This is a genomic window from Nostoc sp. LPT (assembly GCF_017115165.1).
GTDB lineage: Bacteria > Cyanobacteriota > Cyanobacteriia > Cyanobacteriales > Nostocaceae > Nostoc.
The window spans coordinates 22980-41982 of record NZ_JABXKF010000135.1; the positions used below are offsets into that span (position 1 = coordinate 22980).

The following is a 19003-nucleotide window of genomic DNA, read 5'->3' on the forward strand; positions in this document are numbered from 1 at the left end:
GTAAAAAACCCTCACCTTTAGGTAGGGGAGGAAACATGACTCAAGCGGTTTTACCGCCGTCACACCAATTGCTTAAGATGGAAAATCCTAGTCGAGCAATGGCTCCCCCGATTGGGGTGGATGAAAAGTGCTGAGTTAAAAGACTACCCACAATGGGCGTTGCTCTTACTAAGTACATCAATTAGTGGTTTTCGATCGCCACGTTTACAGCGGGGTACTAATAATTATCGGTACAATCTGTTCCGAAAAACTCTTTCGTGAGAAATAATACTATGTCAAAACAGGAGGAATTTACAAATATTAAGAATTACATATACACTCATACAACTGGGCGATCAGCTTAATGTAACTTTAGAAGATGCAATTCCTGCCATCACTAAATTATGATCGAATTTTGTAACCATTTGCTGTGACCTACACGATGTCTGCTAATTCTCTGCCTGAAGGTGCCGCCGTTTGGCATAGTTTAGAAGTTGATAAAGCGCTAGACCTGCTTGATAGTAACGCAGACAGCGGCTTAACACCCCAAGAAATTCAACAGAGATTACAAAAATACGGCCCCAACGAACTTGAAGAAACTGCTGGCCGTAGTGCTTGGGAAATTCTGCTCGATCAGTTCAAGAACATTATGTTGTTGATGCTGATTGGCGTAGCTCTCATTTCTGGGTTTTTAGACCTGATGGCTTTGCGGGAGGGCAGATTAAAGCCTGGTGAAGTGCCATTTAAAGATACGATCGCAATTTTAGCAATTGTTATTCTCAATGGCATACTCGGCTACGTCCAAGAAAGCCGCGCCGAAAAAGCCCTGGCTGCTTTGAAAAAAATGACTTCTCCCTTAGTGCGGGTGCTTCGCGACGCCAGACTGGTGGAGATAGCAGCGAAAGAACTAGTTCCAGGGGATGTAATGCTGCTAGAAGCTGGGATGCAGATAGCCGCAGATGGACGCTTGATCGAACAGTCTAATTTACAAGTGCGTGAGTCGGCATTGACTGGTGAAGCGGAAGCGGTGAATAAACAGGCATCATTAAAATTGCCGGAGGAAACATCATTAGGCGATCGCCTCAATGTCGTCTTTCAAGGAACTGAAGTAGTCCAAGGACGCGCCAAGGTTCTGGTGACCAACACCGCAATGACTACAGAACTGGGTAAAATTGCTGCGATGTTACAGGCGGTGGAAAGTGAACCTACGCCTTTACAGCAGCGGATGACTCAACTGGGTAATGTCCTAGTTACGGGTTCTTTAATTCTCGTGGCGATCGTCGTCGTTGGCGGTGTCCTCAAGGATGGAGGTTTTAAAAACATCCAAGAACTCTTGGAAGTTTCCTTGAGTATGGCGGTTGCTGTAGTACCAGAAGGTTTACCTGCTGTAATTACCGTCACCTTGGCACTGGGAACCCAGCGAATGGTACGCCAAAATGCCTTGATTCGCAAATTGCCAGCAGTGGAAACATTGGGTTCTGTAACCACTATCTGCTCTGATAAAACCGGCACCCTGACTCAAAATAAAATGGTGGTGCAATCGATTTCCACCAATAACAAAACTTTTCGCGTTACTGGCGAAGGTTATGCTCCCACAGGGGACTTTCAGTTAAATGGTGAAAAAATTTCCCTAGAGGAGTCTCCAGAAATCTCCACGTTATCAGTCGCCTGTGCTGTTTGTAATGATTCAGTCTTGCAAAAAGAACAAGGTGAATGGGCGATTTTGGGAGATCCGACAGAAGGGGCATTACTCACCCTAGCGGGAAAAGCCGGAATCGAAAAAGACCAGTGGAACAGTAAGTTACCTCGCGTTGGAGAGTTCCCCTTTTCCTCAGAACGGAAGCGGATGAGCGTGATTTCTCAGGTGGAGGGAGTCGCCACAGGTGAAGCATTTTCGAGAGGTGTTGACCCTGCGATCGCTGGTTTTCTGCAATCGGAACCTTATTTAATGTTTACCAAAGGTTCTCCAGAGTTAACCCTGGCACGTTGCACTCAGATTCATTTGGGTAATGACACAGGCCGCTTGACCGAAGAACAACGCCAGAAAATTTTGGCAGAAAATGACCAAATGGCGAGTAAAGGTTTACGGGTGCTAGGTTTTGCCTACAAACCCCTGGTGGAGATTCCCCCGGAAGGTTCAGATGAGACATCTGAGCAAGATTTAGTCTGGCTGGGATTGGTGGGAATGCTAGATGCACCACGCCCAGAGGTAAGGGCAGCTGTGCAAGAGTGCCGAGAAGCAGGTATTCGCCCAGTGATGATTACTGGCGACCACCAATTAACAGCACGAGCGATCGCCACCGATTTAGGAATTGCTCAAGAAGGCGATCGCCTGCTTACGGGTCAAGAATTGCAACGGATGACTGACCAGGAATTAGAGCAAAACGTTGACCTGGTGAGCATCTATGCCAGAGTTTCCCCAGAACACAAACTGCGAATTGTCCAAGCACTGCAACGCCGGGGTCGATTTGTGGCGATGACAGGCGATGGTGTCAACGATGCCCCAGCCCTCAAACAAGCCGACATCGGTATTGCAATGGGCATTACTGGCACTGATGTCAGTAAAGAAGCCAGTGACATGGTGTTACTTGATGACAACTTCGCCACCATTGTCAGCGCTACCAAGGAAGGCAGAGTTGTTTACACCAACATCCGCCGCTTTATTAAATATATCTTGGGCAGTAATATTGGTGAAGTTCTCACAATTGCAGCCGCACCCTTAATCGGCTTGGGAGGCGTTCCCCTGACTCCCTTACAAATTTTGTGGATGAACTTGGTGACAGATGGTTTACCAGCCTTGGCATTAGCTGTGGAACCTCCAGAACCGGATGTCATGCAACGTCCACCTTTTAGTCCCCGCGAAAGTATTTTCGCTAGGGGATTGGGTTCTTATATGATTCGCATTGGCATCATTTTTGCCATTATCAGTATTGCCTTGATGTGGTGGGCTTATCAACATACCCATGCTGCTGGGTATCAGGGCAATCCCGAAGCTTGGAAAACAATGGTATTTACTACCTTGTGTATTGCCCAAATGGGTCATGCGATCGCCATTCGCTCCAACAACCGACTGACGATCGAGATGAATCCCTTCTCCAATATATTTGTCCTAGCGGCTATTGTCGTCACCACGATTTTGCAGCTGATGCTAGTTTATGTCCCACCTCTGCGAGATTTCTTTGGTACTCACTACTTGAATATGCAAGAGTTGGGGGTTTGTATTGGTTTCAGTGCTTTAATGTTTGTCTGGATTGAAGCGGAGAAGATATTCTTGCGGATTATGGGCAAGAAGGCCGTTTGAAAAAGTGAGGAGTTATGAGTGAAGAGTTATGAGTTACTAAGATATGAGTTTTCAATTCCTAACTCCTAACTCCTAACTCCTAACTCTTACCTCTTCGCTCCTAACTTTTCCCTATGTACCTAAAAACTCTAAACCTCCGACAATTTCGCAATTATCAAGACCAAAATGTTGAGTTTACTGCTGCCAAAACAATTTTGGTAGGTAATAACGCTCAGGGAAAGTCGAACTTGTTGGAGGCGGTGGAGTTGCTGGCGACATTGCGATCGCACCGCATGACCCGCGATCGCGATTTAGTTCAAGAAGGGGAAGCCATAGCCCAAATTAATGCCACCCTTGAGCGACAAACAGGTGTTAGTGACCTGACCTTGACCTTGCGCCGCAATGGTCGCCGTAGCGTTGCTCTCAATGGCGAATCGATCCGCCGTCAAATGGATTTTCTTGGCGTTCTCAATGCAGTCCAATTTTCCAGCTTGGATTTAGAACTAGTACGCGGCGGCCCCGAAGGTCGCCGCAACTGGTTAGATACACTCTTAATTCAACTTGAACCAGTTTATGCTCACATTTTGCAGCAGTATAATCATGTGTTGCGCCAGCGCAATGCCTTTTTAAAACGCCATGTAGAGACGTTAGATGCAACGTCTTTACAATCAGAACTAGCGCTGTGGGATGCACAGTTAGCTACTACAGGAACTAGGGTAATTAGACGACGCGATCGCGCTATCCAAAGATTAGCTCCCATTGCTACCACTTGGCACGGCAGTATCAGTGGCAGTACAGAAATTCTACAAATCAAGTATGTACCTAATATTCCTTTAGAGGATAACCAGCCAGAAGAAGTACAGCAAGCTTTTTTAGCAAAAATTCAGCAGCGAACCGTTGCTGAAATGCACCAAGGTACTACTCTTGTCGGCCCCCATCGAGACGAAATAGAATTAACCATTAACCAGACACCCGCTCGTCAATATGGTTCTCAAGGTCAACAACGAACGCTGGTTCTAGCCTTAAAATTAGCCGAATTACAATTAATTGAAGAAGTCGTCAAAGAGCCACCATTACTATTACTTGATGATGTTCTTGCCGAACTAGATTTATCCCGCCAAAATCAATTGCTGGATGCCATTCAAGACCGCTTTCAAACTCTGATTACTACCACTCACTTGGGTTCTTTTGATTCCCAGTGGTTGAAGTCATCCCAAATTATTTTCGTGAAAGCAGGAGAATTAACAATTAAAAATTAAAATTTTAAAGACATTTTTGTACAGGGATTTATAATAGCGCTCATCTGTCTCTACTATAATTTTTTTTGATGTTTTTCAAACCTTTTAAAAACGTTGAGAATCAAAAAAGTCAGCACAGCACTGATTAATCCTAACTGCCATAAACCACAGCCAGCAGCAATTCCCAATGCAGACGAAATCCAAATAGCCGCTGCTGAGGTGAGTCCGTGAATTTCAAGTTGCTGTGATTCTTGGGAAGATTGACGCACAATTTCTCCAGCACCGAGAAATCCTACACCAGCTGCAATCCCCTGAACCACGCGGCTAAGTGCATCAGGACTAGCTTGCAGTCCTCCTGTTTGCATGATTATCAAGGTAAATAAGGCTGAACCCAAACTTACCAGTATATGAGTTCTTAAACCGGCTGGTTTGCGCCTAATTTGGCGTTCTAAGCCGATAATTGCTCCCATAAGCAATGCAATGCATAGCCGGAAGCTGATATTCAGCCAATCATTGGTTGCAAGGTAGTAAGTGTTTGGCAATGTTTATTCTGATATGAAGAACTATATATACTTAGGTTAACTCGTAATAATTTTATAAAAATAGTACAAAATTATTCTAATGTTTTATTAATGGAGTTTAATCCAATGGGTATAGTACAGTAGCCGATCTCATCTTTGGATTCTATCAATTCAGGAATGGTTTTAGACTGAGAATTAATATTTTCGATTGTTAGGATTATTTTTCAATAAAATATTATTCTGGTCAATCAATGGAGATTTGCATTGTTAAATTATGGCAACGACCGTAATTTGGGCAAACTAGATGAATTTTAAGTTTATTAAATAGTTTTTTGGCTATTTAAAATGACGGAGCTAGAAAATAATACCTTAACTTGTTAGATTTAACCCATACACTTAATAATTAAATATGATACTGCCATGTACAACTCAAGCAAATCAGCTATACAGCGTATTTCAAGTTACTGAAGTACGCAACGACTCGTCTCAAAGCCAGGTATAAAGCCTGTTTTACTTCTGAATTCTGAGTTCTGAATTCTGCTGTCAAGAGTTTCTACCTCCTGCCTCCTGCTGCAAAACCCGTAACTTTGTACTTCATACAAAAGAAAACTGCTGTAAGTCCTGAGCACTTTTTATTCAGGAGTCAGTGGATTAACCTGATAACGTACCAGAAAAAATAGCTGTGGCTACAAATAGACAACTGACAACTAAAAAATTGAGTGGATAAACTCTACTGGCTAGACCAAATTAAACTACAAGACCGCGCCAAAGTAGGTGACAAAGCGTTTTACTTGAGCAAAATTATCCAGCGTGGCTATCCGGTGATGCCTGGTTTTGTAATTTCGGCGGAAATTTTGCGACAATTTCTCGAAAATCTCAATAGTTCAGAATCATTAGTCGCTGACTTACCCCATTCTTCGTTACACCTGGATGTAACTAATTGGCGTCAACTTCAGCAGGTAGCTAGTCGCTTGCGCCAAGAAATTCTGACTGCAACTGTGGCACAGCAGTGGGTAAGTGCAATTTTCCAAGTAGCTAGAGAATGGCAAACTAGGTGTTTGATTCTTCGGCCAACTTTGGCAGTATCGACTGCTAACCCAGGTATAAACAACAATATATCGGGTTTGCTGGAGTCGGTATTTTGCCAGTGCGAACCCGAAGCGATCGCTTTGGCTCTAAAGCGTACCTGGAGCCAAATATTTCGGGCCAGAAGTCTATTATATTGGCAGCACTCAGGAATAAATCTCCAACAAATTAATCTTGCAGTTCTGATACAACCTGTTGAGAATGCGATCGCCAGTGGCTCGCTCACAACCAATTCCTCTGGGTGGAAAATTGAAGCTACTTGGGGATTAGGAATTGCGATCGCTCAAGGCGAAGTACAACCAGATATTTACTACATTCAACCAGAAACTGGGGTTGTGCTTGAGCAACAACTGGGCAATAAAATGCTGGCTTATGGTGTTGATGATGCAGCATCTGGAACTTTTTCGCAACCCGTACCCAACTCAGTGCTAACACCAGATCGCAATTGTCTGATTACCTATATACTTCCAGAAGCACAACAAAAACAGTACTCTTTACAAGAAGAATACTTACAACAAATAATTTCTCTGGGAACTCAACTGGTAAGTGAACTAGGTAAAACTTTTACCATTAAGTGGACTATCACTCAACAAACAACATCTGACAAGCTTTACATAACACAAGTTAGTCCTTCCCAATCAATTTCCCACTCACACTTCATTCGGGGATTAGGAGCAGCCGGGGGACGGGTTATAGCCACTGCTTTGGTAATTATTAATCCGCAACAGAAACCCGAACAACTACCGAAGGAAGTAATTTTAGTAGTACCAACGATTACACCTGATTGGTTGCCATTATTGCAACAAGTTGGTGGTATTATCACAGAACAAGGAGGATTAACCAGTCACGCGGCAATTCTAGCTAGAGAATTAGGTATCACAGCAGTAGTCAACGCCACATCTGCCACAACTTTAATCCAAACTGGCGAACGACTGCTGCTTGATGGCGACAGAGGAGAAGTTTTTCGCATCAAAGGAGACTCAAAGGAGGAGATGGACAAAGGCAGAGAAGAAAATCTTCTTTCCTCCCATCACCTTAACCCGAAAGCACCCCATGCTTCTGTTACGTCTCATCTACCTATGATTGCTACTCAACTGCTGGTTAACTTGAGTCAGTCCACTTTAATAGAACAAGTGCAAAACCTGCCTGTGGATGGAGTGGGATTGTTGCGTTCCGAATTGATGGTACTAAATATATTGAACGGGCAACATCCCAATAGTTGGATTTTAAGCGGGCGTCAGGCAGAATTGTTAGAGCTATGGTCTGAGCAGATTATGCAGTTTGCCCGTGCCTTTGCACCAAAGCCAGTTTTTTATCGTTCTTTAGATTGGCGATCACAGGATTTACCATCATTGAGTGATAGTTTACAATCTTCGCCCCAATTGATGTTAGGTGAACGCGGCACCTTTAGCTATTTACAAAATCCCGCAGTCTTTGAGCTGGAACTGAAAGCATTGGTGAGCGTACAGCAGGCTGGCTACACTAATGTCAATCTACTGTTGCCCTTTGTGCGGACTGTAGAAGAATTTGTCTTTTGCCGTCGCAAAGTTGAGCAAGCTTTTTTAACCGAGGTGGTGCAGTTTCAATTGTGGATGATGGCAGAAGTGCCAAGTATCTTGTTTTTATTACCAGAATATGTTGTAGCAGGTGTGGCGGGAATTTCTATTGGTACAAATGACCTGACCCAATTATTGCTAGGAGTGGATCGAGAACAAGGACAGCTAGCAAAAGTATTTAATGAACGTCATCCAGCAGTTATGGGTGCGATCGCTCAACTGATCCAAATGGCTAAAAGTGTCGATATACCTTGTTCAATCTGCGGTCAAGCACCAGCCCTCTACCCAGAAATTATTGATAAATTAGTGGAATGGGGTATTACTTCCATTTCTGTTGAACCAGAAGCAGTCGAGCGAACATATCAAGCGATCGCTCGTGCTGAACAACGCATAATTTTAGCAGCAGCACGCCGAAAACTGCATTAGCTAGGAGTGTGATTCAATGATTCTAGGCGTAACAGCCATGTGTTGAAGTGGGGGCACCTGCTCCGAATTACTTCTAGTCCAATTAGTTCAGCTAACTGTGGTCCAAAAGCAGACTTCGCTTTTCCATAATCAGGAAACTTAGCGATGATGCGTTTACTGGGAGCTGTCTGCTGTCCGTCGTTGATCAACTCAGGTGTCTCATATTGATTAGCGATCGCGTTAAGAGCCTCAATCTCCTTTGTACAATGAGCATCAAGATATTCAAAGCACGTTGGATCAGCAAAAAGGTATGCCTCGTATTCATGTAACTGAATGTACGGGATAAATCGGGGATCACTGATATCCTCTGCAAAGCGTTGCTCTAGAAATTCGACCCGTTGTACAGGATTTTGCCGCAGACTCTCAGCTTCAGCCAATCCCGGAAAATCAGGAGCAATAGCATACAAATCAATCATAGTAGTAAAGAACACCTTAGAGCCTTTCTCCTGCTTGAGAAAGCGCAGGATGTCATCTTTCATAGGCTCGTACTTTCGACCGCCACCGCGATGCACATGACCTTTTTTTCTGGCATGGGCAATCAGTATAATCTTGTCCATCAAAACACTATGTTGAGCAAGATATAGTTTTAGGAGGTTATCGGCGAATGTCTGCTCGGTTTGTCCTTCAGCAAATAGGTAGAGGCGCATCATTAATGCGGTCCTCCCCCAATGATATTTTTCTCCCAGACTTCTCCCAGACTGTACTCGTCGAGCCAAGCTTCTAATTCTGTGGGATTGAGCTGCTTAAATTGCGACTCCTTACCCTCTCGGTTTACCGCAATCACATCTTCAAGATCAAAATTATCTAAGAAGGAGCTCGATTGGGTGCTGATGAGAATTTGCGTATGAAGCGAAGCCTTGCTAAACAAGGCAGCCATAACATTTAGAGCATAGGGGTGAAGACCTAATTCTGGCTCATCAACAACGATGAGTTCTGGTAGTTTATCTTCTGGCTGTAAGAGCAGTGTTACAAGACATATAGCGCGTAAAGTGCCATCTGAAAATTGATGGGGTCCAAATACCCTATCTGACTCCTTTTCTTGCCAGTTCAGAATGACACGATTAGATGCATCTGGCTCAAGAACAAAGTCATCGAAAAATGGTGCAATCAAACGGATTGTTCCGACGATACGTTGATAAGCTGAAATATTGTCTTCGCGGAATTTCAGAAGTAATGCAGCTAAATTTCCGGCATCAGGCATGAGCCATCGGTTATCGCCAATGTAACAGGATTGCCGCACTCCCGCCGTAGAAGATGTATCATGAAAGTGATATACACGACAACGATCAAGCAAGTACTTGAGAGCCTTGGCTGTTTGTTTACCTCCGTCTGCTGCTTCACTAATTTTTGTTTCCTGATGCCCTGCACCTAAGTGGTCAATTCTTGGGGATGTCCTACCCGTTTGCAGAAAGCTCAATGTCTCTTCAGCAAAGAACAGAGTATCACCAGCGGCATAGAATAACCGCAGATGATAGGTATCCACCCCGTTTTCGACTTCAAACTCCAATTTTGCTTCTATCTGAGGAGTTATTTTAGGTCCAAAATGCAAGAGGGACTGAGCACGCCCTGACATACCGATATATTGTTGGAAGCGTCCAGCCATCATCTCATTAAGCATCTTGAAGAACGAGATGAGATTGCTTTTACCTGCTCCATTTGCTCCAATCAAAATATTTAAGGGGCGCAACTTAATATCCATCGCCTTAATAGACTTGAATCCGTTAAGGGTTAATCGTTGCAGCCTGTTCAAAAGTCGGTCTCCTGAATTTATAAATCAAAGTATATTAAGTAGAATCGTATATTAAATAGAATCTTGGTCATTTTACCTTGTTATTATGCAAGGAGCGAATAATAATCATCGTTGGTGTTGTATATAGCACATTCAAATTTATACAACACCGCGAAAATACTCAATATCGGTAAATCGCCGCAACGGCTGTGCTATATGGAATTTGTTCAAAGGGAATAGCGTAAACCGTGCCACCATTTAATAAAGTATGAGCAGCAACAAAATCCAACAAATCCTCATCACCAGCTTCTTTTTCTGGGTGCAAATAAACCGTTTCTGAGGTTGGATCAAATAAACCCCACTGTTGCTGACCAACTGCAACTAGTAATGAATCCACGCGTTGGTAATAAGCGGCTGAGACAACTTCTTCAAGCTTGTTAGATGCTTTACCAGTATCACCACTAAACAACTCGTGAAATTGCTCTAAAGCATCCTGCTGTGACTTTTGGAAATCAGCCTCGACAATCGGCCAAGCTTGGTTATGTAACTCTTGGGCGCTGAGTATTTCTGGATTACCAGTGATAGCTTCATCCACCAAATGCTGGTAAGTATTTGCCTGTCTATACAAAGGTAAGAGATACTCTACGCCAGCCAGCACCAAAGGCGCTTTTTGCGATCGCAGTTTTTCGTGTAATGCGCCATCAACAATTTGAAAGAATTGGAGGATGTCTTCTTGGCGTTTATCCTTGTCAGGGCTTCCTTGCCCGTGAAACGTGCCTGGTTGTGAAGAAGCATTGGCAGTTCCCCCTTTTGATGTGGCGATGCGAAACTGACCTTCTTTAGCAGTCTCGTCTTTTTGCAAAGCTTGATCTAGACTTTTAGGGAGATTTTCTACTTCCAACTCATTGACGCTGTAGCGTGTTCCTTCAAAGAACCTGACATCTTGTTGACTCAAAGCCAGTATATAGAAACGACCATTGCCATTTAAAATTGGCAGCAGTGGCTTGATGTGAAATCGGTCTGTAATCACGACTAACTCTTGAAAATCAATTGGCAGGGTATAATAGCGAAAAATATTTTCAGAAATAAAAATCGCCAACCCTTGCTCTCCCATTTGCTCCCAAAATTCTTGGGTATCAAGTTCATGGGATTTTTCTAATAATGCGATCACATCTTTCTGTTGCAAACCCGCATCAATTAAACGAGTCTCCGCTTCCTTGACCAAATTTTTAAAGCGAATTGGGTCTTGTCGCACTTCTGGCCCGGCTGGGTGCGTTGGCATATAAATGGAAACACAATTTCCTTTTGGCTGTTCTATTAATGTCTTGATTTCCTCTCTAGAGATTAATTGCATATTATATCCCCCCTATCAACATGACTAGATACATCAGACCAGACCATCGATATTCAACGATCTGATAAAACGTTATTCTCAGGTGATGGCGGTTGAAGTTCAACCGTTTACTTCTGAGTTGATTTCACCTCAAACAGAGTTTAGTTGAAGGAGAGTTTAGTTGCATCTTTCTTTTGATAAAAAATTACCCATTGTATACACTATCCTTTAGATGGATAAATCGGTGGTTTCAGAAGAATTCTGAGGTCAATTGTTAGGAGGTTGGTTAAGTATGGGGTTTTGGGAGGAAGACTCAATAGAGTACGAAACATTCAAAAAATACGAATATGCATTATCTGCAATTGGTGTAGATTTTGGCAGGGAAGACGTGAAGGATATCTTAGAAGTATGTTGTTTTGGCCTCGAAGATGCTTTAAAAGCCGTCATTGCGTATTGGATTTGGTTGCAGCAGCAAGAAAAACCAATGGAATATCCTAGCGCCGTATTAATCCGCGCACTTAACGAACAGTGGAAACCAAAAAATTGGTGTGAAGAATGGTTTGGTTTACCCCAGCTGCAATCTCAAGGGCAAAGGTGGTATGAAAGTGCTACTAAGATTTGGGGTTATGATCTACGCAATCATACTGTTGCAAATATTGCTTATGACCGAGGAAAAGAGTATATTGTATTTACCAATGGCAAAAAATTGCTTGTAGAGACAGCATGGCGCTGGGGATGGGAACGAGTGCTTAACTACGCAACTATTTGATAAAGAAGTGTCTTATGTCGTTAAACTACTACGAATATATAAATTCTCAGGACTGGCAGGAAGTCCGCAAACTAGCCTTGCGACGATCTGGGCATAAATGTCAAATTTGTGGAAAAACAAATGATTTAGATGTTCATCATAATTCCTACGATAATCTTGGTAATGAACGGGAGCATTTAGAAGATTTAGTAGTACTGTGTTCTGAGCATCATCAACTCTATCATGATTCATTAGCTGAGGTTGATAGGCTTGCAGACCAAAGATTGGAAGAAAGACTACTTGGAGCTTTACTCCAGCAAATTCCTGCTTTCATTAAAAGCTTATCTGATTTTCCTCCTGATATTTTTACATCTAGTTTGAGAAGAGAAGTTTTTAATTACTTATGTTACAGGGCTAGTGAGGAAAAAGCGGTTGATTCAGTAATCATAGCTGGCTATTTAGCCCAATGTAAAGTTTTGGAAGCAGAAGAAGCTGAAAAAGTGCTAAATAACTGGGTTAGTTCTTGCCCTAACTTACAGAATGCAGAAAGTTATGCAAAAGAACTATATGACTTATATCTGCGCCGACAAATTCAACAGTTACCTGCTAAAATTACACGACTTAATCGAAACTACCAGCGACCTATTATCGAATTAATCGATACTATACAGACATCTATTCAGGTAATCGTTAACAAAAGTGACACAAATCAACTAATTCATATATCAGATATAGTAGTCCAAACCTTTCAAAATATAGAAGAAAGATATCAAGGTATAACATTACCTGGCATTCCTTGTGGATTTTATGACTTGGATGCAATGACTAGCGGATTTCAGCGTTCTGATTTAATTATTGTGGCTGGACGGCCATCAATGGGCAAATCTGCCTTCTGCTTAGATATTGCTTCCAATGTCACTAATGTTTATAAACTACCAGTTTGCATCTTTAGTTTAGAGATGTCAAAAGAGCAAGTTGTCCAACGCTTATTGTCAGCAGAAGCACAAATCGAAAGTAGTTACTTGCGGACAGGTCGCATTAGCAAAAATCAGTGGACACCTCTCTCACTTGCCATATCAAACTTGGCTGAACTTCCAATTTATATTGATGACCGTCCAAATCTTAGTGTTGCTAAGATTCAGTCTAAAGCCCGCCAAGTTATGCTTGAACACGAGAATTTCTTAGGGTTAATTGTGATTGATTACATACAGTTATTGACAGGAGACAATGATGAAAATCGTGCGCGGGAATTAGCAAAGATTACACGTTCTCTAAAAGGACTAGCCAAAGAACTCAATGTTCCTGTAATTGTATTATCTCAACTTAATCGAAGTGTAGAGTCTCGAACTAATAAACGACCAATGCTGTCAGATTTAAAAGAGTCAGGTTCTATTGAGGAAGATGCTGATTTAGTACTCATGCTTTACCGCGATGAATATTACTCTCCTGATACTCCCGATCGAGGTATTGCAGAAGTCATTCTAGCTAAACACCGCAACGGCCCCACAGGAACAATTAAGCTTTTATTCAACACACAGTTTGCTTGCTTCAAGAACATAAAGTTTTAAAGTATTAAGCTATGCCCATAGGGGGCGTAGTAATTCACCTTGTGTTTTATAAAATAATAGAAAGTCAAGATTTTGATCAAAAACCTTCAATCATCCAGCATTTGGAGTGTTAGGATCAGATTGCTCTGTCTTAAGAGGATATGCATTTTTTGGTTGCCTAACAAAACCTAAAGTTACTCGTTTCATAATCCAGTACAAACCTGCAAGTACCACAAAGGTGATAGCAATAATCACCAGGGGCTGTTTTCCCAGAATTTCTTCTACCCCCTTGGTAAGAACGGCATCGGGTTGAGTAATAAAATCCCAACTGTTGAAACGCAAAAATCGCCCCCAATAAACACCAACGGCACAGAGAAAATGTGTAATTGTCTCAAGGCGCCAAATCCATTGGCTCTTACCGATGCGATGTAAGTAGTGACCCCAATTAATTAACGATATTACATAAGCTTCAAATCCACTTAAAATTACTAGCATATATAGAGGAATGAGTACTAAAGTAATCATCCACACCGATTGAATCGTGCGGATATCATCTATCAAGTGAATTACATCGGTCAACAAATATGGTGCATTTGGTAAGAAAGCATAGAAAACTAAGAATCCTAGCCACCAAAGCCAAGTGCCACCGCGCCTCATGCGAAATAGCCAGATACTCAAAGCCAAAGGTATAAAAGCCAGAAACAAATTCCAAGTCATCCAACTCATATTAATTCGCAAGACCTGCACGACTCTGGCTATCAATTCTTCTTTCATAGGTGCTTACTCGGAAGATGTTTGATTGATCTAGATTCACTCTGTAGTCTTAGTGTTAACCTTAGCGATCGAGTTTTTGTAGCCTCCAAGAAAATTAATTTCCTCCAATATCAGACAATATTTGTGTGTCAGTTAGAAGTAAATGCATACTGATATATGTCCAAAATTCAGAGTTTTTGTGTATTTTATGCTGGAGGATGAAATTTATCAATCAATCGGCTTAAGCCACTAGTATAGCCAGAAAATCATCAGGGTAAAACATACCACCGAAAGGTAGTCTGAGCAACAAAAACGCCGCAAATAACTGATGATGGACTTTTTTAATTGCAATGTTGCCCCTCTGCTAACTCTTATATTGATTTCATTTTGCCCTGCTAGAGTTCCAGAAGCACCCAAAATTTTTGTCAAGTCAGCCTTTGCTCAAGGGCGGGCGAGACGCCCACCCGACAAGAAGTAGTTGGATATTTTTTATTGAAAAGTCTCTAACTAACGCAGTAGCACTCGACTACGAGGGCCGATCACTTGTTTGGGTGAAGTAGGTATTGTACAGTTATTAGCAGAATCCTGTGAACAAGCAGGTTGAGCAAGGGTTGCACGGTTGACAACTACTTGATTAACCTCTAAAAAATTACCACTACTGAATTCGATATTAGGTGTAGTAGAGAGCGATGGAGAATTAGATCCAGATGTAGGTGTCGAGGAAATAATCGCACTACCACTATCAACTACAGGTGCAACAATCAGTGTGCTACCACTATTAACTATTGGTGCAACAGTCAGTGTGCTACCACCATCAACTATTGGTGCAACAGTCAGTGTGCTACCACCATCAACTATTGGTGCAACAGTCAGTGTGCTACCACCATCAACTATTGGTGCAACAGTCAGTGTGCTACTACCATCAACTATTGGTGCAACAGTCAGTGTGCTACCACCATCAACTATTGGTGTAGGAGCGATCGCACTACTATCAATTACTGATGGAGGAATGAGTGTACTTCCACCGTTAATTACTGGCGGGGGAGTGGGTATACTTCCACCGTTAATTACTGGCGGGGGAGTGGGTATACTTCCATTAGCAGTACTTGGTGTAGGAGTTATGAGAGTTGCAGTTGCAGGTACTTTGATTTCTATTCTTGCTAGGGGTGAGTTAGTCATTTCCAAAGATGTCACCTTTGGCGAACCTGGGAGATCGGATTTGAAATCAAAGACTGTGGGGGTTGCAGCACCATTGCGATTGCTATATCGGACTCCATATCCACTCACTTCAAAAGTACCCTGATACTGGTTTCCAGTGTTTGGATCGGTGACAGTACCAGTGTATAAGGCTTTTGTGAGATTAAATTCATCCTGAACTACTCCTTGAAATGTGGTTCCTGCCAATTGTCCCTGGTATTTATAGGGTGTCAACTCACCGCCAGAGAGAATCGGCGAAGTCAGAACGCCATTAAAGGAGACAATCGGAATGCCTTTAAAGTCAACAAAATAATGCAAACTACCATCAGCACGTGTTTTTACCTGCACATAGTCTGACTTGTATATAGGGACGTAATTAGGATTGTTCTTAGTACCTAAGTTCCGCGAGTAAGTCCCCGTGTCGTCTGTATCAACACGAGTAATGCTTTGATTGAAATTGGGATTATTTCTGGGGAGTTGGATAGTCCCTGATAATGTGCCAGTGCTTTGAATTGTGATTTGAGCGAAAGCACTTGTTCCACCTAAACCGATGATGACTGCGGCTAAACTGCTGCTGCTAACAAGAACACAACCCAACTGAACTGATGAATTTAATTTCATGAACAATTTGCTCCTTTAATCACGTATCAAAAAAAACACACACGGTTTTTCCTTGCTCCCACTAGGCAATGAAAGCATCTAATACTGAACCAGTAAGTACAAAAATGGCGTATTTTATTACATCTACACCAGTACAAGATTAAAACCGGAAACTTGCTCTTAATGTTCCAACGATTAATGCATCGTTAGCAGCATTGTGATCGGGATTGAAAATAACGAATAAGCCTGGAGTCAAGGCGATATTCTCACTCAGTTGAGCGCGGTAAAAAACTTCTACGTGAATTGATGTGTCACTACGTCCACCTGCTGTCCCCCCATCAGAAAAGTTGGGAAAATTGAAGCCGTCGGGTAAAGTACTGGAAGTAATTTTGGGCGGTTGTCCAACGAGAACGCCCCCTAAATTCCCAAGACGAAACAAATTAGGAAAAGCCGCAAACACCATCCAGTTAGTAGTTTCTACACTTCCAGAAAGGTTAGATGGCTTGGAGGAAGTAAAGCCACCCCAACCGCCCAAATGCAAGTTAGGGTTAATTCGCCAAGCAACGGTAGCGCCAATGGCTTGGGTATCGAAAGCTGTAGGATCTGCAAAAGGTGAAATCAGTTGAGAATCGCCAATACCACCTCCCAGTAAGCCATCTGGGGAGTGGGAATAGAGATAATGTATGCCGACATCGATATTATTTGTGGGTGCTAAACTTAACTGAGCGCCAGCAGTATATCTACCGCCAAATAGTCCACCCTGGTTGATGTCGCCAGGAAAACTGGGTATTTCGGCACTATAAACACCTTGCAAACTGATGCGATCGCTAATCTGCCAGTCAAAGCCTATACCACCAATGCCGTTACCAATACTTAAAATCGGGTTTCGCTGACCAAATAGAGAAATTGCACCGTCGCTAGAACCTTCTAAAGGGCTAATACCGCGAAAGGTGTTAATCGGGTTGACTCCCCCTGTACCTACGACAATTCCCAAGTTATCCGAGAGAAGAAATCGATAAGATAAGTCACTAATAACTAGATTGTTGTCTGTGTTTGACTCGAAACCCAACCGTCCCATATTAGTAGATAACAACGATGCATTAGAACTCAAATTACCCGCAGACAGCCCTGTTAGCAGTAAATCTCGCCCTGTAAACGACGTTGCTAAGGTTAGTTGGGCGCTACTTGTGAAAGTCAGATTGGTTTTCTCCTGGCGTTCAGGTACTCCATCTCTAGGAAACAAATCCACATCGGGGCTATTGGTTCCCTGAACGCTAAAAATGGCTTGACCAAATAATCTGGTAGTTGTGGAAAACCGATTTCCTTGTAATTCACTAGTCTGCTTTTCCACAGCTTCGACACGCTGCTGTAATTGCTGCAACTCTGCTTTGAATTCGCCTTGCAACCTTTGCAGCAAGATTAAATCTTCATTATTAACAGTATTAATTTTATTGTTAGTGATCGCATTGTTAATCTTCTCCAAACAAGCATTTAAACCAGCTGCAAATTCATAACGGCTGATGCTACGATTCCCCAGATAAGTCCCATCAGCGTATCCTGCAATGCAGCCATAGCGTTCTACTAAAGACTGCAAAGCACTAAAAGCCCAGTCGGAGGGTTGCACGTCCTGGAGTTGCGATACTGAGGTGACTTGAGACATTTGGTTGTCTGAGTCTGAGGGATGAAGAGATTGGGAAAATTTTTCTGTGCTTTCCTGGTTCTGTACAACTTCTGTTACAGGTTGAGTATCTTTTAATTTAGGTAAGTTAGAGGAACTAATGAATTGAATTTTTTCTCTAACTTTTCTAAATATATTTACGTACTTATTTTTGATAATTGGCGACGTGGTTATATCTGGCTGCACGAATTCAGGTGGTGTAATTTCAGCAGGTGAGACAACTTGAGATAAATTATCCTGTGTTGACTGCTGCACTGGATTGTCTGACAGAATTACGGACTGTTCTGGTAAATTGAGCGCAGATATTGGCACTGTTGCCAGCACACTCGCCATCAGTAGACTCATATCACTCCTGGTATTTCATTTGACTTGCACCAATATTTCTTTTGACAGATAAAGTTGGTGTATATCAGGAATTTTTTTGAAAAGAAAGTGATAAAAGTTACCTTAGCTCAGAGTGTTAAGGGAAAGCAGAGGAGCAGGGGGGCAGGGAGATGAAGGAGATGAGGGGACAAGGAGACAAGGAGATAAACAAAACTCCTAACTCTTAACTCAGCACTCAGCACTCAGCACTCAGCACTCAGCACTCCTAACGCTCAATGCCCCAGATAGATTATTCTGGTTCGCTACAATACTTATTCATCTGATTCACTAATGTATCTGACTGTTTGCCAAGAGTTGTAGCTGTTGTCAGTGCTGAGTCAATTTCGTCTCTCGCCTTTTGGATTTTTTCTCTCCCAGATACCGAGGCTTCTGCTGTCTTGGTTGCACCAAGCGCCTTACCTGCTTTAGCGATCGCTTGACTGAGATTCTGAAAAATCTTGACAAAACCGTTTTGAAATTCTTTCAACTTGGGGTCTGTTAAGTTCAGTTCCTTAATTGATTTAGTCACAAATTCCAAATCTTTAGACAGCTGTATGCTGGTTATCACTTGCGTTCCTTTATTTTTATCAATCAGAGAAGTTCCAGCATTCACAACTCGAACCAGTCGCTGGCACTGGGAGACTTTAGTTTCGCTGCAACTAGTAATGAACAAAGCAATGCTTAGGCTAACAGGAGCAAGAACAGTATATTTATGTGAAACAGACATTAACACCCCAACAGCAATAAAACTGAGAATATAGTATCCAATATTACGAGTAAAGATAGTAATTAAGGTAGGGGTATTGGGCAGGAGGCAGGAGTTAGGGACTTCCAACTAAAAAAATATCCTATCGCTGTGTAGGCAGTTCTTGCTGGGAGCTCAAAGCTTGGGGAGAAAGAAAAATATTATCTGAATAAATTGGATAATTT

The 19003-nt window shown here is 42.4% G+C and carries 13 protein-coding genes; 5 read left to right on the plus strand and 8 right to left on the minus strand.

Translation table 11 applies throughout. From position 1 onward, the window contains the following. The first annotated feature begins 421 nt into the window (after positions 1–421). On the plus strand, positions 422–3280 hold the full coding sequence (locus HWQ58_RS25215; RefSeq protein ID WP_292868916.1) for a cation-translocating P-type ATPase: 2859 nt from the start codon (positions 422–424) through the stop codon (positions 3278–3280). 113 nt (positions 3281–3393) lie between these two features. Then, complete coding sequence (gene recF / locus HWQ58_RS25220; RefSeq protein WP_292868801.1) at positions 3394–4518, plus strand: DNA replication/repair protein RecF; 1125 nt, start codon at positions 3394–3396, stop codon at positions 4516–4518. 53 nt (positions 4519–4571) lie between these two features. On the opposite strand, the gene HWQ58_RS25225 is transcribed toward recF, so the two are convergent. Then, a complete protein-coding gene (locus HWQ58_RS25225; protein WP_292868804.1) occupies positions 4572–5039 on the minus strand; it encodes an MgtC/SapB family protein in 468 nt (155 codons plus the stop codon). A 698-nt stretch (positions 5040–5737) separates the two neighbouring features. Between HWQ58_RS25225 and HWQ58_RS25230 the strand changes: the two genes are divergently transcribed. After that, complete coding sequence (locus tag HWQ58_RS25230; protein WP_292868807.1) at positions 5738–8086, plus strand: putative PEP-binding protein; 2349 nt, start codon at positions 5738–5740, stop codon at positions 8084–8086. On the opposite strand, the gene HWQ58_RS25235 is transcribed toward HWQ58_RS25230, so the two are convergent. From HWQ58_RS25235 to HWQ58_RS25245, 3 genes are all read right to left on the minus strand, one after another. Beyond that, complete coding sequence (locus tag HWQ58_RS25235) at positions 8083–8775, minus strand: DUF4276 family protein (protein ID WP_292868809.1); 693 nt, start codon at positions 8773–8775, stop codon at positions 8083–8085. The genes HWQ58_RS25230 and HWQ58_RS25235 overlap by 4 nt on opposite strands. Beyond that, a complete protein-coding gene (locus HWQ58_RS25240) occupies positions 8775–9875 on the minus strand; it encodes an AAA family ATPase (protein WP_292868811.1) in 1101 nt (366 codons plus the stop codon). Before HWQ58_RS25240 ends, HWQ58_RS25235 begins: the two co-directional genes overlap by 1 nt. Positions 9876–10035: 160 nt before the next feature. Next, complete coding sequence (locus HWQ58_RS25245; RefSeq protein ID WP_292868814.1) at positions 10036–11208, minus strand: hypothetical protein; 1173 nt, start codon at positions 11206–11208, stop codon at positions 10036–10038. 271 nt (positions 11209–11479) lie between these two features. Here HWQ58_RS25245 and HWQ58_RS25250 point away from each other — a divergent pair, with 271 nt between their 5' ends. Both HWQ58_RS25250 and dnaB read left to right on the plus strand, forming a co-directional pair. Then, complete coding sequence (locus HWQ58_RS25250) at positions 11480–11956, plus strand: hypothetical protein (protein WP_292868817.1); 477 nt, start codon at positions 11480–11482, stop codon at positions 11954–11956. A 14-nt stretch (positions 11957–11970) separates the two neighbouring features. After that, positions 11971–13503, plus strand: a complete 1533-nt coding sequence (gene dnaB, locus HWQ58_RS25255; protein ID WP_292868820.1) for a replicative DNA helicase — start codon at positions 11971–11973, stop codon at positions 13501–13503. Between the two features lie 90 nt (positions 13504–13593). On the opposite strand, the gene HWQ58_RS25260 is transcribed toward dnaB, so the two are convergent. The 4 genes from HWQ58_RS25260 to HWQ58_RS25275 form a co-directional block, all read right to left on the minus strand. Then, positions 13594–14256 carry a DUF1361 domain-containing protein gene (locus HWQ58_RS25260; protein WP_292868822.1) on the minus strand — a complete coding sequence of 221 codons (663 nt, stop codon included), beginning with the start codon at positions 14254–14256 and terminating at the stop codon, positions 13594–13596. A gap of 486 nt (positions 14257–14742) precedes the next feature. After that, positions 14743–16053, minus strand: a complete 1311-nt coding sequence (locus tag HWQ58_RS25265; protein WP_292868824.1) for a hypothetical protein — start codon at positions 16051–16053, stop codon at positions 14743–14745. A gap of 139 nt (positions 16054–16192) precedes the next feature. After that, positions 16193–18055 carry an iron uptake porin gene (locus tag HWQ58_RS25270; RefSeq protein WP_292868827.1) on the minus strand — a complete coding sequence of 621 codons (1863 nt, stop codon included), beginning with the start codon at positions 18053–18055 and terminating at the stop codon, positions 16193–16195. A 268-nt stretch (positions 18056–18323) separates the two neighbouring features. Then, complete coding sequence (locus tag HWQ58_RS25275; RefSeq protein ID WP_292868830.1) at positions 18324–18800, minus strand: hypothetical protein; 477 nt, start codon at positions 18798–18800, stop codon at positions 18324–18326. Positions 18801–19003: the final 203 nt, after the last annotated feature.